Here is a 24196-nt window from a genome sequence, read left to right on the forward strand (position 1 = left end):
ACATAAAACTAAATTATTTCGAGTCAGACTGTGACTGAAGAATCAGACGAGCAAGTTCTAAATCTTCAGGATAAGTAATTTTAATATTATCAGATCGTCCAATCACCACATCTACTGGATGATGAGCATATTCAAGCGCACTCGCTTCATCCGTGATTGTGATCTTGTGAGTTAATGCATGTTCAATCGAAGTTTTTAGCAATTTAATGGTCGACAATTGTGGAGTTTGTGCTTGCCACAATGCACTTCGATCTACAGTTTTTTCAATGGCACTCGACTGATCTACTCTTTTTAAAGTATCACGTACAGGCGTTGCTAAAATTGCGCTATGCTTAGATTCGATAACATGGCGAATCAAAGATTCTAAATTGCTCAAGCTGACACAAGGTCGAGCAGCATCATGCACAAACACCAGATCATTTTCATCTGCAATATTGGTTAAATACTTTAAACCGTTAAGTACAGAATCAACCCTCTCCTGACCACCTAAGCAGAAATGAAGGATTTCTGATTTAGCAAATTGAAGTGTCTGAGCAAATTGGTCATGCTCTGAGATTGCCAATACATAGCCAGCAATAGGCAATTGAGCAATACGTTCTACAGTATGCTCAAGTATAGTTTTATTCTGGATAATTTGATATTGCTTTAACGCTGATTTGGAAAATCGACTACCAGAACCTGCTGCCGGAATAATAGCCCATAATTTACGGTTGTTCAGATTCAGGTTGTCTAGACTCATTGGTTCTTAAATCTACGTTAGCATTTGGGCCGATGTAAATCGGCTTATAATTCGTACTGATTGTACTCATTTGAATAAACGTTTCATGAGGCTTAATTAAGCCAAGATCTAAACGTGCATGTTCTTCAATCGCCTCTACACCATTTTTTAGATCATATACTTCAGCAGCCAGAATACGATTACGCTCTTTTAACTCTTCATTTGTTTCAGCTTGTTGATTCATTTGCTGAAGTAGCGCCTGATGAGGGAAATATCCTCCTTCACCGAGCCAAAAGCGATATTGAAAGATGGCAATTAAAATTATTGCCACCAGCAAAATCACTTTACTTGAAGTAGTTTTAAAGACGTCTAACATTATATTTGAGGCTTAGTTAACATCATGAAATTAGAGCACTAATATACCCTAAAACAAAGAAAGGTAGTATGTGTAACTGTGTTAAATATGCAAATGTTAAACAAATTCACATTGATTGGTTTCTTTTAAAAACATGTACTGTTAAATATCAAAAGTTATTGAATATTCTAGAGTCATTATATTTACACTTTTTATTTCATAGCTTAATAACAAAAAAAACCACTCTTTACAGAGTGGTTTTTTGAAATTCAAAATAATCTAAACGATTAATTTAAACCTTTAAACTCAGCTTTACCGCGGTAAATAGCATTCGTTAATTCTTCAATACGAAGTAATTGGTTGTATTTCGCTACACGGTCAGAACGGCAAAGTGAGCCAGTTTTGATTTGACCAGCACCAGTACCTACTGCAAGATCCGCAATTGTAGAATCTTCAGTTTCGCCAGAACGGTGAGAAATCACTGTAGAGTAACCATTTGCTTTAGCAAGATAGATCGCATCTAAAGTCTCAGTCAACGTACCGATTTGGTTATACTTAATCAGGATAGAGTTACCAACTTTTTCGTTGATACCACGTTGAAGGATTTTAGGATTTGTAACAAACAAATCATCACCAACCAATTGAATCTTGTCGCCAAGAATCGAAGTTAGGTAAGACCAACCTTCCCAATCAGATTCATCTAAACCATCTTCAATAGAGATAATTGGATATTGGTTTACAAGACCAGCAAGGTAGTCAGAGAATTGGTTGTTTGTGAATGCTTTATTGCCTTCACCAGCAAGGATGTACTGACCATCTTTGTAGAATTCTGAAGATGCACAGTCAAGCGCAAGCATAATGTCAGAACCTGCTTTGTAGCCAGTTTTTTCAATTGCTTCAAGAATAACTGTAATTGCTTCTTCGTTTGAACGTAAGTTTGGCGCGAAACCACCTTCATCACCAACAGCAGTATTTAAACCTTGTTTCTTTAAAACTGATTTTAAAGAATGGAAAATTTCTGCACCCGCACGAAGCGCTTCAGAGAATGAAGTAAAGCCAACTGGCTCAATCATAAACTCTTGAATATCAACGTTGTTGTCCGCATGTGAACCACCATTTAAGATGTTCATCATTGGAACAGGCATTGTTAAAATGCTGTTGTTACGAAGGTCTGCGATGTATTGGAAAAGAGGAATTTTCTTTTCGTCAGCAGCAGCACGCGCAGCAGCCAAAGACACTGCCAAAGTTGCGTTCGCACCTAATTTTTCTTTGTTTTCAGTTCCGTCTAAAGCGATCATCGTATTATCGATGTCTTTTTGTTCGAATACTGATTTACCCACTAACGCGTCACGGATTAACGTGTTTACGTTGTTCACAGCAGTTTTAACACCTTTACCTAAGTAACGTGCTTTATCGCCATCACGAAGTTCTAAAGCTTCACGAGAACCAGTTGAAGCACCAGATGGTGCACATGCACGGCCAACTACGCCAGATGCTAAGATAACGTCTGCTTCGATGGTTGGGTTACCACGAGAGTCCAAAATTTCACGTGCACGAATGTCAACGATTTGGCTCATGAACAATTCCTCAGTTGATTAATAAAACGATGCGTCTAACGCTGCATCAGTGTGTATCTAATTTTTTGAAACCTTTAACCAAGGTATCCAATTCTTTAAGCTGAGCTAAGAATGGCTCAAGTTGAGACATTCGAAGAGCGCAAGGTCCATCACATTTTGCTTTTTCTGGATCAGGATGTCCTTCCAGAAAAAGACCTGCTAGACCTGTAGCCATACCCGCACGCGCTAATGTCGTAATTTGTGCGCGACGACCACCTGCTGAATCTGCACGACCACCTGGGGTTTGAAGTGCATGTGTCACATCAAAGAAGACTGGCACATTCATTTCTTTCATGATGTCGAAACCAAGCATATCGACAACTAAGTTGTTGTAACCAAATGCTGAGCCACGCTCACATAAAATCAGCTTGTCATTCCCGGCTTCCAAACATTTATGCAGGATATGACGCATTTCATGCGGTGCTAAGAATTGCGCTTTTTTGATATTGATAATGGCTTGAGTTTTTGCCATTGCCTCAACAAGATCTGTTTGACGGCTGAGGAAAGCAGGTAATTGAATGATGTCAGCCACTTCAGCCACAGGTGCTGCTTGATATGGTTCATGAACATCTGTAATGATGGGTACATTAAAATGTTTTTTAATGTCAGCTAACCACTCAATTCCTTTTTCAAGACCAGGTCCGCGGAAAGAATTTAAGCTCGAACGATTTGCTTTATCAAAGCTTGCTTTGAAAACATATGGAATATCCAAACGTTTGCAAATATCAACATAAGTTTCTGCAATTTCAAAAGCTAAATCTTTTGATTCAAGTACATTCATTCCGCCGAATAATACAAATGGCAAATGATTTGCCATTTGTATATCGCCTAAACGTACAATTTCTTGTGCTTTTAATTGTGACATTTAAACTTCCTAGTTATGTCCTAAGACATTCATTATTTCGATTTTTGATACTGTTTTTTAGCAGCATCAATAAAACCAGCAAATAATGGATGACCATCACGTGGAGAACTTGTAAATTCCGGGTGGAATTGTACAGCAATAAACCAAGGATGTTGAGGAATTTCAACAGTTTCAACTAAACGTTGGATTGGTGAATAACCAGAAATTTTCATGCCTTTTTCTTCTAAAGCAGGAATATAACGATTATTCATTTCGTAACGATGGCGATGACGTTCAATAATTTCTACTGAACCATACACTTCTGCAGTTTTAGTGCCTTCAACCAATTCTGATTTTTGAGCGCCAAGACGCATTGTTCCACCAAGGTCAGAATCTACAGAACGTTGCTGTACTTCACCACGTTCGTCTAACCATTCCGTAATTAAACCAATTAAAGGCGATTTAGTTGAACGGTTAAATTCTGTTGAGGTTGCATCTGCAATACCAGCAACATTACGTGCGTATTCAATGACCGCAAGTTGCATACCTAAGCAAATACCAAGGAATGGAATTCCATTCTCACGTGCGAATTTAATCGCTTGCATCTTACCTTCAGTACCGCGCTCGCCAAAACCACCAGGAACTAAGATTGCGTCAGCATCTTTCAACACTTCTGCTACATCTTGGCTTTCAAGTTCTTCGGCATTGACATAATCAATTTGAACTTTAACGCGGTTTTGAATACCCGCATGTAAAAGTGCTTCGTTCACAGATTTATAAGCATCTGGAAGTTCAACATATTTACCCACCATCGCAACACGAACAGTGTATTCAGGGTTTAATAATGCTTCTACGACATTATCCCAATCTGAAAGATCGGCTTCTGGTAAATCGTTATAACCAAAACGCTCGCAAATTAAATCATCAACGTCTTGCTCATAGAACGTACGTGGTATTTCGTAAATGGTGCGTGCATCTTTACACACCACAACTGCACGAGCTTCTACGTTCGTGAACAACGCAATTTTACGCTTTGTATCAGCATCAACATCGTGTTCAGTACGACAGATCAAAATATCTGGTTGAATACCGATTGAGAGTAATTCTTTCACCGAGTGCTGAGTTGGTTTTGTTTTCAACTCTGCAGCTGACTTGATATATGGCAACAACGTTAAATGCATCAGCATTGTGCGTTTGTGACCAAGTTCAACCATTAACTGACGAACAGATTCCATGAATGGGAGAGATTCAATGTCACCTACTGTACCGCCAATCTCAACAATAGCAACGTCATAGCCTTCGCCAGCGCGAAGAACACGTTCTTTAATATTGTCTGTAATGTGTGGAATAACTTGAACTGTTCCACCAAGGTAATCACCGCGACGCTCTTTATTTAAAACGTCTTGGTACACGCGACCAGATGTAAAGTTATTAAGCTTGGTCATTTTCGCACGACGCAAGAAACGTTCGTAATAACCCAAGTCTAAGTCAGTTTCCGCACCATCCTCTGTGACAAAAACTTCACCATGTTGGAACGGGCTCATCGTCCCTGGATCGACATTAATATATGGATCCATTTTCACCATGGTTACTTTTAATCCACGGGCTTCTAAAAGTGCAGCAACTGAAGCAGCTGAAATACCTTTACCTAGTGATGAAACAACACCACCAGTAACGAAAATAAAATGGGTCATTGGGTTTCTCGTACAATCGAGCCTAAATCGGCCTGCAATGTTGCGCAATTTTACTTTACTCTGTACCTATAAAGCAAAGTCAATCCGCATCAATTCAAAGAACAATAAACAATTGGTTATTCTATCATCATTTCCAATAAAGATTCACGCACACTTTCAGTGATTTTCATCTGTTAATTTGCTGTTATACTACGTCAGTCGATCTAGCTAGTTTGTTTTGAGCAACTATGAATAAAAAACTTTTAATCGGTGGTGCAATCTTATCTGCACTTCTCGTTACTGCATGTGTAAAAAAAGAAGCGCCTAAGGAAGAAGAACAGGAACAAACTGTTGAAACAACTGAACAGGCAGAACAAATTGAGAACATAGAGATTTCTGAACCAGAAATCGAACCTGAACCACCAACTCAAGTTGAAATTGAGCATCAGGAGACAAACAATACGTCAGCGACTATTCGTCGTGAATACCGTGATGCTCCTGCACAAACGAATCCTGCGCCAGCACCAGCTGTTGAAAATGTAGAACGCCCTACACCTTCTCCAAGTGCATCAACAGGTGGTTCTCAATCTGAAGATGATGCTGTTGCCGCTGCTATTGCTGCTGCTACCCCTGCTTTAGAAAACTAATTTTCGAATTTAAAAAAACCGAGTGACAAGACTCGGTTTTTTAATGTCAACATGAATGAAAGTCAAATTGTTATTCATTTATAAACAACAAAAATTGTCAGGCTTTCTCTAATTCTAAAAAAAATTCTGCAATTAATTTGTGTGCCCAAGATTCTGGATTTTTATTACCTTCATAGAAACAGCAATGGCTTCCTTTTTTTGTGGTCACTACTGCCATGTTCGGCATATGTTGAATCACTTCTTTATAAGGCTCTAAATTGCGGATATGGCATACTGGATCGTCTTCCGAATTTAAAATCATCAACGGCACTCTAATCTTCTCAAAGACATAGATGGGATTTGTCGCTTTACAATATGCGTCATAATTTTCAAATCCAGCGAACTGATAATATGTTTTTTCAAAATCAAATAAATCTTTAGCAACACTCAGTTGCTTTAAACTTTCTAAATTTCGCCAATGTTGCTCATACGGTTTTAAAAAATGTGCATTTAACTTTTTTGCCATCAAACGGCTATAAAAAGGATGAACATTTGAAAACCCAGTTTCCGTATTGTATCCAGGACAAAGTGCGAAAGCCGCTTGAATTGGTGTGGAGCTTTCTTCCTCACCTAAATATCTAACCAATAATCCAGTTCCTGCTGAAGACCCAACTGCATACAATTTAGAATATGGTAAGCGCTGTTGAATATGTTCAATCTGCTCTCTTAGATCTTGCGTGTTTCCAAAAAGATTAATTTTAGGAACTGAAAGTGGTAGACCCGCATGCCCTCGTCTTAAACACAATGCGATACGCCAACCAGTTACTTGATGTAAGTCTCTGACCAATTCTCTCATACTGGCTGGGCTTCCAGTAATGGTATGTAGCACTAAAATAGTTGGCGTTTCCGCAGAAAGATGCATGCCATACCAAGCAATACCCGTCGTTCCCCCATCAGACATTGTTAACTGTTCAATGAAGTCATATTCTAATTTTACGGTTTTCTTTCGAATTTTATCAAAATACACCAAGTGAGCATGCGTATTCGAGAGCCACGGCGTTGGTCTATATTTATAATGCAAACGTTTCAAGTTTGAAATCACATGCGCTAACTCACCTTGCGGATTAAAATAGATTGAAGGTATAGCTGCACCAGTAAAATGATCAAGTTGGGTTTGAGTGAATTCTTGCATCCACTTGAAACGCTGATTAAGATTCATACAGACTCCGAATTTACTTACTCCAATTCATAAGCCAAAAACATGCCTAATTTATTTTGGTAGAAATTGAGCCATACGTTGACCCATTTGCAACGCCAAAGCCTCTAAGCCACTTTTAGGCCGAATCATCACTTCAAAGTCAACAATTTGACCTTGCTCATTAAACTGGATCATATCAATTCCTTTTAATGTTTTTTCACCGACATTTGCAGAAAATTCGAGCACAACACTAAGCCCATCTGCTGTATAGAACTCACGGTGATAACGAAAATTTTCAAAGATCTCAATCACATTGCTCAAAATAAAAGTAACAACCTGTTTGCCTGGATAAGGCTTAAATGCGACAGGTGATTTAAATACGACTTTTTCAGACAAAAGCTCATTCAATAGACTTAAATCACGCGTTTCAAGCATGTGGTGCCAACGTTGAATAGATTTTTGTGTGGTTTCGAGTGTCATTGTTACGTCCTTTTTGTTGTATCAGTCCAATCTTTTAGAAGAAAAGGGAGAATACTGCGTCAAGGAGAGGTCTCATTCAATTAAGTACCCTCTCCAAATCCTCTTCTCGCACTTTCATCTAGAATACAGGAGAGAAATTTTCTGGCTTAAATCTTGGCAGCCAATTCAGCACCTTGACGAATCGCACGTTTTGCATCTAGCTCACCCGCTTCTTTCGCCCCACCAATTAAATGAACTTTTTTACCTGCCTGCTCAAGTTGATCAAACATAGCCGTATATGATTCTTGACCTGCACAAATCACCACATGATCCACGTCTAAGACGGTAGTTTGTTCGTTGATTGTGATATGTAAGCCTTGGTCATCAATTTTGTTATACGTTGCACCTGGAATCATTTTTACATCGCGATTTTTTAATCCAGTACGATGAATCCAACCCGTCGTTTTACCCAAGCCTGCACCAACTGAAGTGGCTTTACGTTGTAATAAGTAGATTTCACGTGATGGCTGTTCTACTTGAGCAGGTTTTAAACCTCCTACATTAGAATAAGATGTATCAATTCCCCATTCATCATAAAATTTTTGAGGATTCAAGCTTCCACTTTCCCCCTCATGGGTTAGATACTCAGCAGTATCAAAACCAATACCACCAGCACCAATAATCGCAACACGCTGTCCGACTGATTTTTTCTCTCTTAAAACTTCGATATAAGACAACACTTTTGGATGATCAATTCCTTCAATATCTAAATGTCGAGGTGTCACACCTGTAGCGACTACAATTTCATCAAACTGATCTGTATTAAGCTCTTCAAAAGTTGCAGTATGATTAAGTTTTAATTGAATTAAAGGCTGCAACTCAATTTTTCGCTTAAAGTAACGCAATGTCTCATAAAATTCCTCCTTTCCTGGAATCGTTTTTGCAATATTGAATTGCCCCCCAATTTGATCGGTTGCTTCAAAGATGATGACCTGATGACCACGGTCAGCTGCATAAGTAGCAAAACTCAATCCTGCAGGACCTGCACCAATGACAGCAATTTTTTTAGGCGTATGGGTTTCTTTAAAAATGAGTTCAGTTTCATGGCATGCACGTGGATTAACTAAGCATGACGCAATTCTGAGTGAAAAAATATGATCCAAACACGCTTGGTTACAGCCAATACACGTGTTGATTTCGTCACTTCTACCCTGTTCAGCTTTTAGTACAAACTCTGCATCTGCAAGCATTGGGCGAGCCATAGAAATCATATCTGCATGACCTGAAGCTAACACGTGTTCAGCCATTTCAGGGGTATTGATACGATTTGAGGTAATCAATGGAATATTGACTTCACCTTTTAGCTTTTCTGTCACCCATGTAAATGCTGCTCGAGGTACTTTCGTTGCAATCGTGGGTATACGCGCTTCATGCCAACCAATACCTGTATTAATGATGGTTGCGCCAGCTTTCTCAATTTCTTTTGCAAGATGGATGACCTCCTCAAGCGTTGAACCGCCCTCAACCAAGTCGAGCATCGAAAGTCTATAAATGATAATAAAGTTTTCACCCACCTCTGCACGGGTACGTTTTACAATTTCAATCGGCAAACGAATGCGGTTTTCATAACTCCCACCCCATTCGTCATCACGGTGATTGGTACGTGCTGCGATAAATTCATTGATGAGGTAACCTTCAGACCCCATAATCTCAACACCATCATAACCTGCATATTGAGCCAGCTTTGCACAGTTAGCAAAATCATCAATGGTTTGATGAACTTCAGCCGAGCTTAAAGCATGAGGTTTAACTGGATTAATTGGTGCTTGAATTGCTGATGGCGCAACATTTTCAGGCTGATATGAATATCGACCAGTATGCAAAATCTGCATTGCAATCTTACCGCCAGCATCATGTACTGCTTGTGTAATGATTTTATGTTTCTCAGCTTCAGCAATCGAGTCTAATTTTGACCCTCCAGCAAAAGTCACACCAGCATCGTTGGGTGAAATCCCCCCCGTCACGATAAGACCGACCTGTCCTTGAGCACGCTCAGCATAAAATGCGGCCATACGTTCATAGCCACCTTCAACCTCTTCTAAACCTACGTGCATTGAACCCATCAATACACGATTTTTTAAAGTGGTAAAACCTAAATCTAGTGGTGCAAGTAAGTTTGGATAATTTGACATTCTGACCTCATGGCTCGCGTTTGCTTGCTATTATTGTGTGCTTCATGCAACTTGTTGCATAAATATATATTCTAATTTTGCTTTTTATGCAACATGTTGCATAATAAAGTTGATTCAAGATTTTACGATATATGATTTATGTCTTTAGCACATGTTTTGTTGACCAGTCTCATTGAAAAACCAAGTACAGGTATTGAACTTGCGCGTCGCTTTGACCGTTCTATGGGATTCTTTTGGAATGCAACTCACCAACAAATCTATCGTGAACTCAATGCTATGCAAAAAAAAGGTTGGATTTCGACTATTGATGAAGGCGATCCCAACTCGAGAAAGAAAAAATATAAAGTTGATGCTCTAGGTCGAACTGAACTTGCCAATTGGATGGTACAGCATAGTGAGCCTGCCCAACTCAGAGAAGAATTGATGGTGCGTTTAAGAGCTGAAGCACAACTAGGTGGTAATAATGTGTTGACAGAATTGGAATCTCATTTAGAGATTCATAAAAATAAGTTAAAAATATATCAAGCGATTTACGATAAAGATTTTGCTAATAAAGATAATGATGACCGTACACTCTATATTCACAAAATGATTCTTCAATTAGGCATTGAATTAGAGCAAGGTTGGATCAGTTGGTTAGAACGTGTAATTCCACAATTGAAAATAATGAATACAAAATAAAGGATATATCTATGCCATTTTATACCATGCAAGATGACGAAAAATTATATGTTCGTGAAATTGGTCAAGGTGAACCTGTTTTGGTGCTATCTGGTTTAGGAATGCAAAGTTGGCAATGGATTCCTTTTTTTGCACTTAATTTAAAGAAATATAAATTCATTATTCCTGACTGGCGCGGTTTTGGTGGGTCTAAGCATTGTAAAATTCCAGATACTGATGCTATTTCAAGTCACTGGAACGATATTCAGGCATTGATCAGTCAACGCCCTAGACAACAATATAGAGTGATTGCTTATTCTATGGGGGCAACTACTGCCATGCATGGTATGCAATATGGTCAATTTGCTGATCAAATCCAAGCATACTTGCATATTGATCAAACCCCTAAAATACCTTCTGATGAAACTTGGAGTTTCGGGCTATTGGGCGATCGCTATCCAGAGTTCAAAAAGCTACTCATCGAACTTTCTTCTTTTTTACATCAACATGAAAATTATCAAAACCTGAGTAAATTACCTACTCACTTAAGCCGCGAATTAGTCGAGCTTTGGGTTAAGTTTTTATCTTTACAAGATAATCATCAATTGAGCGCTAAAATTTTTAAAACAACACTCAATCAACCGAAAATTCAAAAGTTAATCCTCCCTATGCAACGTCTCGACTATATGCGTTGGTACATTGACAACTATCTAAACCATAAAGAAGATTACAGAGCATCGATCTCAAAGTTAGAATGTCCAGCAACTTTTTTTATCGGCGCTAAATCCGCACTCTATCCAGCGCAAGGGCAAAAGCTCATTGCTGAATCGGTTAAAAATCATCGTATCGTACTGTTTGAGCGCTCAGGGCATACGCCTTTGATCAATGAACCCATTAAATTCGTACAAGAAATTTCTAAATTTCTGAATCAAACTATATAAGCTCTAATGAATATTTGAATATTAAGTTGATCCAGACGTCATACGTGGGCACAAAATCAATAGGATGGAGATTGGATGAATCAGTCTAAAACAAAGCTTGTGATTTTTTCGGGTGCTGGTATGAGTGCTGAAAGTGGTATCAATACATTTCGAGATAGCGATGGACTTTGGGAAAACCATCGCATAGAGGATGTCGCAACGCCCGAAGCTTGGCGTAACAATCCTGTTTTAGTACAGCGCTTTTACAATGAACGGCGAAAAAAAATTTTAGCATCTGAACCTAATGCAGCACATCTTGCGATTGCAGCACTTGAGCAACATTTTGATGTACATGTGATCACGCAGAATATTGATGACTTACATGAACGCGCTGGAAGCAAAAAAGTACTGCATCTTCATGGAAATATAAGACTCGCCAAAACCTCGGGGCCAGATGCTCAATTCACAGACAAATTTTACACAATTGAAGGTACTGAACTGGATATTTCTCGTGACTTTTGTGACGCTGGATACCCACTTCGTCCACATGTCGTATGGTTTGGTGAATCCGTTCCCGCTTTTGAAGAAGCAGAAGTGATTTGCCAGCAAGCTGAAATCTTTGTTGTGATTGGAACGAGCTTAGCTGTTTATCCTGTTGCAGGCTTAGTACACAGTATTTCACCAAGTTGTGATGCGTATTATATCGACCCTAAAGCCGATCTCGGCCGTGTGCCACAACACTATACATGTATCTCAAAATCAGCAACCGAAGGAATGCAAGATTTGGCCAAACTTCTTTCTTCAGTTCAGCCAAATTGAGGCATGGGCTTATTTGAGTTTATCAAAATAAGGTTTTAACCATCGATATAACAAGAAGCCAATTAAGACAATCAAATACAAAGGCCAAATCATTAATAAAAACACCAAAAGATCGAGCACAAATTGCCAGCCATATTTGATGCTATTCCAAGCACGCTGAATAAAGTGATCACCATTTAATCGCGCCACTGCATCAATATCAATATCAACCCTTTCTCGGACTAGTGTTGGTTGATTCAGTTGTAAACTGATCGTACTGAATTTAACACGGTCTTGAACTTCGAGTTGAGTGAGCCGTGTGATTTCATTCAAATGAGCTGGTCGTGCTTGACTTGAAATAGTCTCTGCTTGATTCATTTTTTCTTGGAGAAGCTTCAATTCAAAACGTTGTGCACTATAGCGTTGCTGATTCAAAAAAAACATTAAAGGTAAAAGTTGATTAACAACATGTGGGGCACGCTCACTCGGTACACGTAGCACCATAAAAGATACAGGTTCAACTTTTTCAAATACTTTTACTTTGCCTTCTGAAATATTCTGACGTTTAAGATCAACCACATTGAAATCAATATCTTTTCTTTCAATAAATCCGCCAGCTTCAAGGGTTATTTTTTCTATCTCTAAACTGCTTTTCACCACATCTTTAACAGTAAAGTTAACTTGCGCCTCTCGAACCATACGACGAGTCAGTTCAACTGGATTAACCTCTTGATTTAATATGACCTCAGGTTTTTGCTCCTGGACGGGCAAAGTATTTGGTTCAGCCGCTTCTTGCATATCAACTTGCGTATCAGCAGTATTTTCTTGAACTGCTTCAGCAGAATGTTCCTCTATTTTTTTTGAACAGGATGCCAGCAACATCGAACACAGCAGCGTGCTTATTACTATTCTTTTCATTCATTTTCTCTAAATTATAATGTTTGTATTTATGGCTCATAATTTTAATTATTATAAACATTCAATTAAGAAATTATACTTAAAAGTTTCAATGAAAATGGCATACCTCATTGAATGAAATATGCCATCAATTTATATTCAATTGACTTTCAGATTCTACCTACTCTATTAACTTACTTTGTCCATGTTCATATCATCGACAACATGACCCGCGATCTCAGACACTAAATTTTCAAAAGAGAAAATTTGATTTAACTGCTCTTGCGTCAAAAGATTCTGCTCAATGACAACTTGCTGAATGGTTTTATTTTCTGCAAGACAAACCTTCCCAATTTCATCACATTTGGCATGACCTAGAATCGGATCTAATAATGTGACGATACCAACACTTCGCATCACTGCATCGTAACAAGTCTGTTCATTTGCAGTAATACCTTGAATACACTTGTTTTCAAGTGTTTGCATTGCTTGAATTAATAAATTGGTTGATTCATTCATGGTCAGTGCAATTACAGGTTCCATGACATTTAATTGTAATTGCCCCGCTTCAGCTGCCATGGTCACTGTCAAATCATTACCAATGACTTTAAAAGCAATTTGATTCACTACTTCAGGAATAACTGGATTGATTTTCGCAGGCATAATGGATGAGCCAGCTTGTAATTCAGGTAATCTAATTTCAGCTAATCCCGTACGAGGCCCTGAACTTAATAAGCGCAGGTCATTACAAATTTTTGAGAGCTTGACGGCTAAACGCTTTAAAGTACTTGATAGAATAATAAATACGCCACAATCACTGGTGGCTTCAACATAGTCTTCAGCACCTTGTAATTTCAATCCAGTAATTTGAGAAAGCTTTTGAACCACTTCTTGTGCATATCCATGAGGTGTGTTCACACCCGTTCCAATCGCAGTCGCACCCAAATTTATTTCTAGCAGTAAATGACGCATCTTTTGGATGAGGCGATAGTCTTCTTTTAATAGCGTCGCAAATGCACGAAACTCTTGTCCGAGTGTCATAGGTACAGCATCTTGGAGTTGAGTTCGCCCCATTTTAATTACGTGTTGAAATTCAGATGCTTTGATCTCAATAGCAGCGATTAATGAGCGCACTTGAGACAATAAATCTTCTAAACTGTAATATGTTGCTAATCTCAATGCAGTTGGATAAACATCATTGGTCGATTGCGATTTATTCACATGGTCGTTTGGATGAATTACATCATATTGACCTTTTGGCAAGCCGAGATGCTCGAGTGCAAGGTTAGCCACTACTTCATTACTATTCATATTAATAGAAGTTCCAGCTCCACCCTGATAAATATCAATTGGAAATGAAGATTTCCAGCTTTCAGGCTGCTCAATCAATTGATCACAAGCCCATTGAATCGCTTGACTGACGTCTTGACTCAATTTGGAAAATTTTAAATTTGTCTGTGCTGATGCTTTTTTAACCTGTGCCAATGCACGAATAAAATGTATGTTTTCACCTATCTGTTGATGCGAAATCTGAAAATTCTCCATCGCACGTAGGGTATGAATCCCATAGTAACGATCGAAAGGAACCGCTTTTTCACCGAGCAGATCCTGCTCTATTCTTGTTTTATCAAATTCAACCGTAGACACTTTTATTACTCAACAATAATGCACCATTATCATGCAATATCGATGATAGGCTTCATGCTTATTTTCACTATTGATTTAATACTTCTTTATGCAATAAAAAATTACAACTTCGCTGTTTAAGTGACTAATGTAACTTTATGTTAAAGACAATCATTTATAGAATTGTTTTAAACCTCAAAGTAAACTTTTTTTGAAAAAATAGTCTTTGTAACTAAAATTACATTCAGTTTCACTAAACGACTATAAATCTCACTCAAATGTAACAGAGCGTAATTTTCAAAACATGCTTGAATCAGCTCCTCGAATAATTCGATTAAAAATTCATCTCGGAAAGATGGTCATTTAGGACAGACAAAGGATGGCATAGCAATGAGCCAATTAAATCCTACGCTAATCACATTTATTTTTTATATTGTGGCGATGCTTGGCATTGGGCTTTATGCCTACAAAGCCACGAATAATTTTGATGATTATATTTTAGGTGGTCGGAGTTTAGGCAGTGTCGTCACTGCATTATCCGCAGGTGCATCAGATATGAGTGGCTGGTTACTCATGGGTCTACCTGGTGCAATTTATCTCTCAGGTTTATCCGAAGCTTGGATTGCCATTGGTTTAATTATCGGTGCTTGGTTGAACTGGCTTTTGGTCGCGGGTCGTCTACGTGTTCATACCGAAATTCAACATAACGCATTGACTCTCCCCGACTATTTCACCAGCCGCTTTGGTGATCGAAAAAAAGTTCTTCGTATCATCTCAGCTTTTGTAATTTTGATTTTTTTTGCAATTTATTGTGCCTCTGGCATGGTCGCAGGTGCACGTTTATTTGAAAGCCTATTTGGCTGGGATTACAACACAGCCCTTTGGATTGGAGCAGTGGCAACGATCAGTTATGTCTGTATTGGCGGTTTCTTAGCCATCAGCTGGACAGATACATTCCAAGCAGGCTTGATGATCTTTGCGCTTTTACTTGCTCCAGTAATGACCTATTTAGCCATTGGTGAAAATGCTCAGCAAGTTAGTGTCATTGTGGAATCCGCACGCCCATTAGCGAATAATTTACTTTCAGATCTCAGCACTGTAGCAATTTTATCTTCAATGGCATGGGGACTTGGCTACTTTGGTCAACCACATATTCTTGTGCGCTTTATGGCAGCAGATTCCGTGAAGTCTATTCCAGCAGCACGTCGAATTGGAATGACATGGATGATTCTATGTCTTGGTGGTGCAGTCGCTGTCGGTTATTTCGGAATCGCTTACTTTGATACGTTTCCTCAACTCGGTGCTGCAGTCAATGCAAATCCTGAAACTGTTTTTATGGAATTAACTAAAATTTTATTTAATCCATGGGTTGCAGGAGTGATTCTTGCAGCGATTCTTGCAGCAGTGATGAGTACCCTCAGTTGCCAGCTATTGGTATGCTCTACCACGCTTACAGAAGACTTATACAAAGCATTTATTCGTAAATCTGCATCACAAAACGAGCTGGTTTGGGTAGGTCGTTTGATGGTATTAATCGTTGCGATTATGGCGATCTTCCTTGCAATGAATCCGAACAGCAAGGTACTCGGTTTAGTTGCTTATGCGTGGGCTGGCTTTGGTGCAGCATTTGGACCACTGATTATCCTATCTCTCTTCTGGAAGCGAATGACCATCAATGGTGCATTGGCAGGTATGATTGTTGGTGCTGTTACCGTCATTGTATGGAAAAACACCATGGCTAATACTGGCGTCTATGAAATCATTCCTGGCTTTATTTTATCTTGGGTGAGTATTATGGTGGTGAGTTTATTAGGCCGCCCGCCAGCGCAAGATGTGACTGACCGTTTTGATGAAGCTCAACAGAAATATGAAATTGAAATGCAAGAAATCAAAAATGGAAGGTAATGAGAAATAAAAAATTAAGGGGCTTATAGCCCCTTTCTTATACATTTACTTTTTAAATGTTTGCTTAAGTTGCACTTGCGAAGATTCCTTAATAACTTCCATCACTGGATAGCTACGGGTTTCTTTGATGCCAGGCAGTTGCCATAAAACCTGTCCAGAGATCTTACGAAACTCTTCCATGTTGGCGCAACGAATTTTAACTACAAAATCAAACCCACCGCTGATCATGTGACATTCAACAATCTCAGGGTAACTTCTGACTGCATCAGAAAATTCTTCTAATACATTTGGAGTTGTTTTATCTAATAAAATTTCGACAAATACCACAAAACTTCGATTCAGCAGATCTGGATTTAACTTGGCTTCATAACCTGTAATATACCCATCTTTGGTTAATTTTTGTACTCGAGCAAGCGCTGCTGTGGGAGAAAGATTGACCATTTCAGCAAGTTTTATATTTGATAGACGCCCATCTTTTTGCAAGATATCTAAAATTTTTAAATCTGTACGATCCAAGGTCATCATTTGAGTCTGCATGCGAATTATTCTCTAAATTTAACTCTAATTATAGTGAGTTATGCACCATATTTTCTGTAATTATAAATTAAATAAACCTTAAAGATAAATCTATTTCATTGTCACAGGACGCTGGCGTATATCTCATGGAACAACTTAGCTCACCCCTTTCTCGCCCATTAGACATTCAAGACATTACTGAATTTAAAGATAAATCAGATCTAGAATTAGAAATAAATCGTGCATGGCGCCGTGATGAATCTGAATGTGTCGAAACACTTCTCGAACAGACCGAGATTGATCAAGAAATTTCAGACAAAATTTATCAATTAGCCTTCAATTTAGCGCATTCATTACGTGAACGTAAAGGGTCAGCGGGCAAAGCAGGCATTGTACAGGGTTTATTACAAGAATTTTCATTATCTTCACAAGAAGGTATTGCGCTCATGTGTTTAGCTGAAGCGCTGTTACGTATCCCTGATAAAGCAACACGTGACTTATTGATCAAAGACAAAATCAACCAAGGCAATTGGAAAGATCATTTAGGTCAAAGCAGCCTAATGTTTGTAAACGCGGCAGCATGGGGCTTAATGTTGACCGGTAAATTAATGGAAACACCTAAAGCAAATAGTTTATCTGGTCTACTCACAGGCATCTTGGCACGAAGTGGCCGTGGCATTATTCGCAAAGCCGTTGATGTTGCTATGCGTATGATGGGTGAACAGTTTGTTACAGGTGAAACCATTGATGAGGCGTTAAATAATGCCGAACGATTAGAAGAACAAGGCTTCCGTTACTCATATGATATGTTAGGTGAAGCAGCACTTACAGATCATGATGCGGAGCGCTATTATCAAGATTATACAAATGCGATTCATGCGATTGGTAAGGCATCGTCTGACAAAGATGTTTACGAAGGCCCCGGTATCTCAATCAAACTTTCGGCGCTTCATTCACGTTATCAACGCTCGCAAATTGACCGTGTACACGATGAGCTTTATCACAAAGTCTTTAATTTAGCTGTTCTAGCGAAACAATATGATATTGGTCTAAATATCGATGCTGAAGAAACTGATCGGCTGGAAATTTCATTGGAACTTCTTGAACGCTTATGTTTCGAACCAAAATTGAATGGCTGGAAAGGCATTGGATTTGTGATTCAAGCTTATCAAAAAAGATGTTTTTACGTGGTCGATTACATCATTGATTTAGCTAAGCGTAGTCAAAAACGTTTAATGATTCGTTTAGTCAAAGGCGCCTATTGGGACAGTGAAATTAAGAAAGCACAAGTTGAAGGCATGACCGATTATCCTGTCTTTACTCGAAAAGTGCACACAGATTTATCTTATATTGCATGTGCTCGCAAACTTTTAGCTGAACCAGACTTTATTTATCCACAATTCGCAACACATAATGCACAAACCTTAGCCACTATTTATCATTTGGCAAATCCTGAACAATATTATAAGGGACAATACGAATTCCAATGTTTACATGGCATGGGTGAACCACTTTATGAACAAGTCGTCGGTTCTAAAGCAGATGATAAACTTGGCGTACCTTGCCGAATTTATGCACCTGTTGGAAATCATGAAACCCTTTTGGCTTATTTGGTTAGACGATTGCTTGAAAATGGGGCAAACACGTCTTTTGTAAATCGTATTGCTGATAAAACACTCAAAATTGATGACTTGATTGAAAATCCACATCAAACCATTGATGTCACAAGTCGAATCGAAGGCAAAGTTGGATTAAAGCACCCTGCTATTCCATACCCGAAACATTTATATGCTGATCATCGCCCTAACTCTCTTGGAATTGATCTTGCAAATGACCAAGACCTTGAACATTTGAATCATACTTATCAACAATGGTCTAAAGTTCAAATTAAAGCCACCCCAATGGGTCTGAGATTAGATGAATCCGTACACGATACAGAGTCAATTGCAATTCTCAATCCTGCAAACCATCAAGATATTGTCGGTGAAGTGACGGAAACTCATGCCATGCAAGTGGAAATGGCGTTAGTTAATGCGACTGAAGCACAGCAGGATTGGCAAAATTTAGATAAAGATCAACGTGCAGAATATTTAATTACCGCATCCAATGTGATGGAGTCTCGACTTGAAGAGCTGATGGTTCTGCTCAGTCGTGAAAGCGGTAAAACATTTGCCAATGCGATTGCTGAAGTACGCGAAGCAGTAGATTTCTTACGCTACTACGCAGCACAAGTGAAAGATCTAGAACACAAAGCCGTTATTCAACCCTTAGGTACAGTACTGTGTATTAGTCCTTGGAACTTCCCATTGGCAATTTTTACAGGTCAAATCGCGGCGGCACTTGTAACAGGGAATACTGTAATCGCCAAACCAGCGGAGCAGACTCCTTTAATTGCCTCAATTGCAGTTCAGATCCTTTGGGAATCTGGCGTACCACAATCTGTCTTACAGCTCTTGCCAGGACGTGGTGAAACAGTGGGTGCACAACTCAGTAGTGATCATCGTATTCAAGGTATTATGTTTACAGGGTCAACTGAGGTTGCGAAAATTTTGCAGAAAACCGTTGCAAAACGACTGAATCAATTTGGTCAATCAATACCTCTCATTGCAGAAACTGGCGGTCAAAATGCCATGATCGTAGATTCTTCTGCCCTGACTGAACAAGTGGTATTAGATGTTGTCAGCTCAGCATTTGATAGTGCTGGTCAGCGTTGTTCAGCACTACGAATTTTATGTGTTCAAGAAGATAATGCGCATACCGTGATCAAAATGCTCAAAGGTGCAATGAAGCAATTGCGTGTCGGTATTCCAAGTTTATTAAAAACTGATATCGGACCTGTAATTGATCGAGAAGCAAAACAAACCATTGATCAACATATCAATAAAATGAAATCATTGGGCTATCCCGTTCAACAACTCATGTTGGATGAAGATGACTCTCATCTCAAGCAAGGGACATTTGTTAAACCGACTTTGGTTGAGTTACCACATTTAGATGATCTTGAACGTGAAGTTTTTGGTCCAGTACTGCATGTCATTACTTATAAATATGGCGAACTTGATCGACTTATTGATCAAATCAATGCCAAAGGCTATGGTTTGACTATGGGCTTACACACACGGATCGATGAAACCATACAAACCGTAATTTCAAAAGCAGAAGTTGGAAATCTCTATATTAACCGCAACATTGTAGGTGCTGTTGTCGGTGTACAACCCTTCGGTGGAGAAGGTTTATCTGGTACAGGTCCAAAAGCTGGTGGACCGATGTATATTTATCGGTTAATGCATGAATGTACCCATAAAAAAATTGCACAACCTTATGCAACAAAACAAGCAGTTGAATTGACTGAACATCAAAATTTATTGAATCAATATAAAGATTGGGTCAATAAGTCATTTCCTCATTATCAAATGAAGGCGTTGCAACCAAGTTGTGTCGGACATAGCTATGAATTACAAGGGCCAACAGGTGAAAGCAATCAATATGTTGTGTTACCGAGACATCGTGTTTTAAGCTTGGCAGATCAGGAAATAGATCAGATTCATCAACTTCATGCCATTCTCGCGGTCGGCTCTCAGCCAACTGTTCTAGGCGAAAATACGTTTGTTCTAAAATACTTACAGTCTATGCCTAAAGAAATCGCTCAACGTATCGCCATTATTGCTGATATTGAGACAGGTACTTTTGATGCAATTCTACATCATGGCACCAAAAATCAACTGTTAAAATTGCAAGATAAAGTGGCTCAGCGACAAGGTCCGATCATCGGAATTACACATCTAGAGCCTGGTAATTATGACATTCCTTTAGAACGCTTCTTTATTGAACGTGCAATTAGTATTAATACCGCAGCTGCAGGTGGTAATGCGAGTCTAATGACCATGCAAGCTTGATTCTGTTGAGTCAAAAAAAACCAGTGCATTGCACTGGTTTTTTATTTGTGATTTAAACAGCAAGCATACTATTTAAAGTTTCAGATACATTTTTAGATTTCACGATAGGTTTCAATGCTTCGAGTTTCGCTTTGACTTCGGCTTGTTGAGGTTGGGCTAACGTGTACCAACGTGACAAAAGTTGTAACAAACGTGAGCCTACAATCGGATTCTTTTCGTCCAAATATTGAGCCAACTGAATAATGTGATCTACCCCAAAACTCCAAGTATTCACAGGGTTTGAATTTAAACCACCAGTTACAGCACGGATTCGATTAGGTACTTTAAGATCGTAATCAGCATGTGATGTCAGTTTTTGAATCGTCTCTGCTGTCGCTTTCGGATGAGCTGCTTGGATCATAAACCACTGATCCATTGATAGAGCCTCATCTTTAAAACGCGCATAGAAATCTTCTAAAATTTCAGCAGCTTGTGGTGCATCATTCCACACCAACACTTTTAAAGCACCTAAACGTTCAGACATATTACGTGTTTGACGATACTGTTGCTCAGCTAAGTCAAATGCAGCTTCATCTCCTTGACGCGCAATAAAAGAAAGCATGATGTTCTTTAAAGCACGTGTACCCATAGCTTGGGAAAAATCTGACTGTGTTGCTGGATCTAATGATAAATAAGTCTCTTTAGCAAAATCACCTAAACGGCGAGACAAAGTATCTAATAGAGCGTTACGCTTTTCATAGATCGCTGTCGGTTGATAATCGTAGTCAATACGGCTACCCAAATAACCTTCACTCGGAACATCAAATAAACGTGAAGCTAACAGCGGATCTTGCTGAATTACTCTAGGTAGCGTTTTTAACATCGCTTCAATATATATGTCAGCAGGTTGGTCATTTAATAAGATGCGCTCAAGCAATGCTTGCGTCGCTTGCCACTGATTAAAGCCATTGGTTTCGTACTGTAATAAGAACGCAAGCTGTTCATCAGTATAATTAAACTCTAAATTCACGGGTGCAGAGAAATTTCGTAATAGTGAAATAACAGGCACCTTCTCCACATTTTTAAACTCGATCGTTGCTTCATCATTCGTGAATAAGTAAACACCATCTTTGACTTTATCTTCAACCAAAGCCGAGCATTCAAGTTGAAGTTGCTCACCAGTGTGTTCATCAAACAAAGCCAAAGCGACAGGAATTGGAACCGCTTTTAAGTTTGGATATTTTGGATGTGGTTTTAAACTTTGCTTAAATTTTAAACGATAAGTTTTTTGCTCAGCATCATACTCACCTTTAGCTTCAAGCTTAGGTGTGCCCGGTTGGTTATACCAAGTTAAAAATCCTGATAAATCCACACCAGAACCTGCTGATAATGCAGCAACCCAATCTTCCACAGTCACAGCTTGACCATCATGGCGACGGAAATACTCATCCGTTCCTTTACGGAATTTTTCTTTACCTAATAAAGTCGCCATCATTCGGTTAATTTCTGCACCTTTTTCATACACAGTCGCTGTATAGAAGTTATTAATTTCTACGAAATGATCTGGACGTGGAGGATGAGACAATGGGCCTGAATCCTCAGGGAATTGGTGCGCTTTAAGCACTGCTACATCATCAATTCGTTGAACAGCAGCAGACTGCAAATCCTCAGAAAAAGATTGATCACGGAAAACGGTTAAACCTTCTTTCAGACAAAGTTGGAACCAGTCTCGGCAAGTGATTCGATTACCCGTCCAGTTATGGAAATATTCATGAGCGATAACAGATTGAACACGCATAATCGCAGCATCAGTCGTGTATTCTTCATCAGCTAAAACACATGATGTGTTAAAAATATTAAGCCCTTTGTTTTCCATTGCACCCATATTGAATGCACTGGTCGCGACAATCATATAATTGTCTAAATCATAAGGTAATCCATAGTGCTCTTCATCCCAACGCATAGAATGTTTAAGTGCTTCCATGGCAATATGGCACTTCGGAATATCTTTTTCTTCAGCATAAATTTCTAGGGCTACATCACGACCTTCAGACGTGACGTAACGATCTTTTAATACCGCTAAGTCTCCAATGACACATGCAAAGAGATAGGCTGGTTTCTTGGTTGGATCTTGCCAAATGGTATAATGGCGTCCTTCGCCTACTTCACCCGCTTCAATTAAATTACCATTCGCCAGTAGGACTGGAAATTTCTTATCCGCTTCGACACGTGTTGTGAAAACAGAAAGCACATCTGGGCGGTCTGGATAGAACGTAATTTTACGAAAGCCTTCTGGTTCGTTTTGAGTTACAAACAGATCAGATGCTGCTTGGTATAAACCTTCAAGTTGTGTGTTTGATTCAGGATGAATTTTAACGACTGTAACGATGAGTGCATCATCAGGTGCATCTTTAATCACTAACTGTTCATCATCTAGATGATATTGGGAAGAATCTAACTCTTGACCATTCAGTGTAATTGACTTCAACTCAAGCTCACGACCAAGCAACACCAAATCACCTTCAGTTTGACGTTGCATTTTTAGTGTGCCTGTCACCATTGTATGATCGTCATAGACTTGGATATTTAAATCAATCGAATCCACGACAAATGCTGGCTTCTGATAATCTTTCAAAAAAATCGTTTGATCTGCTTCGATCACTGGATTTGCCGCGATATTCATAACTCGTCCTATAAGCTGTTCTTTACAGCGATTATGCTTTTATGTGAAGTCAATTGATCATAGGTCAAAATTGACGAATTGTCTGTGTTTGACGCTCTATTTAATATGGGTCTATTCATGTTTTTTTCAATTTAATTTATTTGTAGTAACAACAGTTTGCTTCTTTATTACCCGTTTCAAATATCTTGTCTAAGTACGATAGAAATGTAACAAAAATTCACTTCTTTATTTTCAAGCATAATTATTGCTTCAGTTTAAGAGCGGTAATCATCAAAAACTTATAAATCATAAATGAGGTGAATCATGCTCATCAGGGACCATATAGTCAGAGTAGAAAACATCAAAACCATGCAGATGATGGATGCTGCTAAAATTGATCATCGCGTGATTGCAGCATTTTTAACCAGTGAGGGAATGCCTATTGAAACATCAGAAGTCACAGCTGTATTGAAAAACTATGATCCACTCGGAATCAAGAGATTATCTCAAAAGAAATCTCAGGTACTGATCCAAGCTAAAATGCAACATTTTTCCGATTCAGAGCTCCCTTGCCCTTTAACCTATTAAATCCTCCATCTAGGTCGATCTAACACTTGAGGAAATGATTTTCCGGTTCGATCTATTCATATATTTCA

At 38.9% G+C, this 24196-nt stretch carries 19 protein-coding genes; 7 read left to right on the forward strand and 12 right to left on the reverse strand.

Features of this window, described 5'->3' with window-relative positions; translation table 11 throughout:
- Positions 1-13: 13 nt before the first annotated feature.
- From ispD to AC1M87_RS01075, 5 genes are all read right to left on the reverse strand, one after another.
- Positions 14-739, reverse strand: coding sequence for a 2-C-methyl-D-erythritol 4-phosphate cytidylyltransferase (gene ispD, locus AC1M87_RS01055; RefSeq protein ID WP_481587522.1), 726 nt, complete (start codon positions 737-739; stop codon positions 14-16).
- The gene (gene ftsB, locus AC1M87_RS01060; RefSeq protein WP_481592694.1) at positions 705-1094 is read right to left on the reverse strand and encodes a cell division protein FtsB; all 390 of its coding nucleotides are present in this window, start codon (positions 1092-1094) and stop codon (positions 705-707) included. Before ftsB ends, ispD begins: the two co-directional genes overlap by 35 nt.
- Positions 1095-1360: 266 nt before the next feature.
- Positions 1361-2650 carry a phosphopyruvate hydratase gene (gene eno, locus AC1M87_RS01065; RefSeq protein ID WP_180027787.1) on the reverse strand — a complete coding sequence of 430 codons (1290 nt, stop codon included), beginning with the start codon at positions 2648-2650 and terminating at the stop codon, positions 1361-1363.
- 46 nt (positions 2651-2696) lie between these two features.
- Positions 2697-3554, reverse strand: coding sequence for a 3-deoxy-8-phosphooctulonate synthase (kdsA, locus tag AC1M87_RS01070; protein WP_035263729.1), 858 nt, complete (start codon positions 3552-3554; stop codon positions 2697-2699).
- Between the two features lie 32 nt (positions 3555-3586).
- Positions 3587-5227, reverse strand: coding sequence for a CTP synthase (locus tag AC1M87_RS01075; RefSeq protein WP_179998118.1), 1641 nt, complete (start codon positions 5225-5227; stop codon positions 3587-3589).
- Positions 5228-5454: 227 nt separating this feature from the next.
- Between AC1M87_RS01075 and AC1M87_RS01080 the strand changes: the two genes are divergently transcribed.
- On the forward strand, positions 5455-5853 hold the full coding sequence (locus tag AC1M87_RS01080; RefSeq protein ID WP_481588211.1) for an internalin: 399 nt from the start codon (positions 5455-5457) through the stop codon (positions 5851-5853).
- A 97-nt stretch (positions 5854-5950) separates the two neighbouring features.
- Here the strand turns inward: AC1M87_RS01080 and AC1M87_RS01085 are convergent, their stop codons facing one another.
- From AC1M87_RS01085 to AC1M87_RS01095, 3 genes are all read right to left on the reverse strand, one after another.
- A complete protein-coding gene (locus tag AC1M87_RS01085; RefSeq protein WP_481592695.1) occupies positions 5951-7051 on the reverse strand; it encodes a YheT family hydrolase in 1101 nt (366 codons plus the stop codon).
- A 51-nt stretch (positions 7052-7102) separates the two neighbouring features.
- Positions 7103-7510: a nuclear transport factor 2 family protein gene (locus AC1M87_RS01090; protein ID WP_481592696.1), complete on the reverse strand. Its 408-nt coding sequence runs from the start codon at positions 7508-7510 to the stop codon at positions 7103-7105.
- Positions 7511-7656: 146 nt separating this feature from the next.
- Complete coding sequence (locus AC1M87_RS01095; protein WP_481592697.1) at positions 7657-9681, reverse strand: 2,4-dienoyl-CoA reductase FMN-binding domain-containing protein; 2025 nt, start codon at positions 9679-9681, stop codon at positions 7657-7659.
- A 138-nt stretch (positions 9682-9819) separates the two neighbouring features.
- On the opposite strand from AC1M87_RS01095, the gene AC1M87_RS01100 reads away from it, so the two are divergent.
- The 3 genes from AC1M87_RS01100 to AC1M87_RS01110 all read left to right on the forward strand — a co-directional run bounded on the left by AC1M87_RS01100 (position 9820) and on the right by AC1M87_RS01110 (position 12080).
- Positions 9820-10362 carry a PadR family transcriptional regulator gene (locus tag AC1M87_RS01100; protein ID WP_481587528.1) on the forward strand — a complete coding sequence of 181 codons (543 nt, stop codon included), beginning with the start codon at positions 9820-9822 and terminating at the stop codon, positions 10360-10362.
- 11 nt (positions 10363-10373) lie between these two features.
- Complete coding sequence (locus tag AC1M87_RS01105; RefSeq protein WP_481592698.1) at positions 10374-11282, forward strand: alpha/beta fold hydrolase; 909 nt, start codon at positions 10374-10376, stop codon at positions 11280-11282.
- A gap of 75 nt (positions 11283-11357) precedes the next feature.
- A complete protein-coding gene (locus tag AC1M87_RS01110; RefSeq protein ID WP_481592699.1) occupies positions 11358-12080 on the forward strand; it encodes an SIR2 family NAD-dependent protein deacylase in 723 nt (240 codons plus the stop codon).
- A gap of 9 nt (positions 12081-12089) precedes the next feature.
- Here AC1M87_RS01110 and AC1M87_RS01115 read toward each other — a convergent pair whose 3' ends face one another.
- Together AC1M87_RS01115 and AC1M87_RS01120 are read right to left on the reverse strand one after the other, a co-directional pair.
- Positions 12090-12977, reverse strand: a complete 888-nt coding sequence (locus tag AC1M87_RS01115; RefSeq protein ID WP_481592700.1) for a DUF4349 domain-containing protein — start codon at positions 12975-12977, stop codon at positions 12090-12092.
- A 168-nt stretch (positions 12978-13145) separates the two neighbouring features.
- A complete protein-coding gene (locus AC1M87_RS01120) occupies positions 13146-14603 on the reverse strand; it encodes an aspartate ammonia-lyase (protein ID WP_481592701.1) in 1458 nt (485 codons plus the stop codon).
- Between the two features lie 369 nt (positions 14604-14972).
- Between AC1M87_RS01120 and putP the strand changes: the two genes are divergently transcribed.
- Complete coding sequence (gene putP, locus AC1M87_RS01125; protein ID WP_481592702.1) at positions 14973-16487, forward strand: sodium/proline symporter PutP; 1515 nt, start codon at positions 14973-14975, stop codon at positions 16485-16487.
- Positions 16488-16532: 45 nt separating this feature from the next.
- Here the strand turns inward: putP and AC1M87_RS01130 are convergent, their stop codons facing one another.
- Positions 16533-17024: an Lrp/AsnC ligand binding domain-containing protein gene (locus tag AC1M87_RS01130; protein ID WP_035263751.1), complete on the reverse strand. Its 492-nt coding sequence runs from the start codon at positions 17022-17024 to the stop codon at positions 16533-16535.
- A 125-nt stretch (positions 17025-17149) separates the two neighbouring features.
- Here AC1M87_RS01130 and putA point away from each other — a divergent pair, with 125 nt between their 5' ends.
- Complete coding sequence (gene putA / locus AC1M87_RS01135) at positions 17150-20899, forward strand: trifunctional transcriptional regulator/proline dehydrogenase/L-glutamate gamma-semialdehyde dehydrogenase (RefSeq protein WP_481592703.1); 3750 nt, start codon at positions 17150-17152, stop codon at positions 20897-20899.
- A 52-nt stretch (positions 20900-20951) separates the two neighbouring features.
- On the opposite strand, the gene pepN is transcribed toward putA, so the two are convergent.
- Positions 20952-23561 (reverse strand): aminopeptidase N, encoded by a 2610-nt coding sequence (pepN, locus tag AC1M87_RS01140; protein ID WP_481592704.1) that lies wholly within the window; start codon positions 23559-23561, stop codon positions 20952-20954.
- Positions 23562-23864: 303 nt separating this feature from the next.
- Here pepN and AC1M87_RS01145 point away from each other — a divergent pair, with 303 nt between their 5' ends.
- A complete protein-coding gene (locus AC1M87_RS01145) occupies positions 23865-24128 on the forward strand; it encodes a hypothetical protein (protein WP_481592705.1) in 264 nt (87 codons plus the stop codon).
- Positions 24129-24196 lie beyond the last annotated feature (68 nt).

It is taken from the genome of Acinetobacter sp. 24-47-62 (assembly GCF_056779765.1).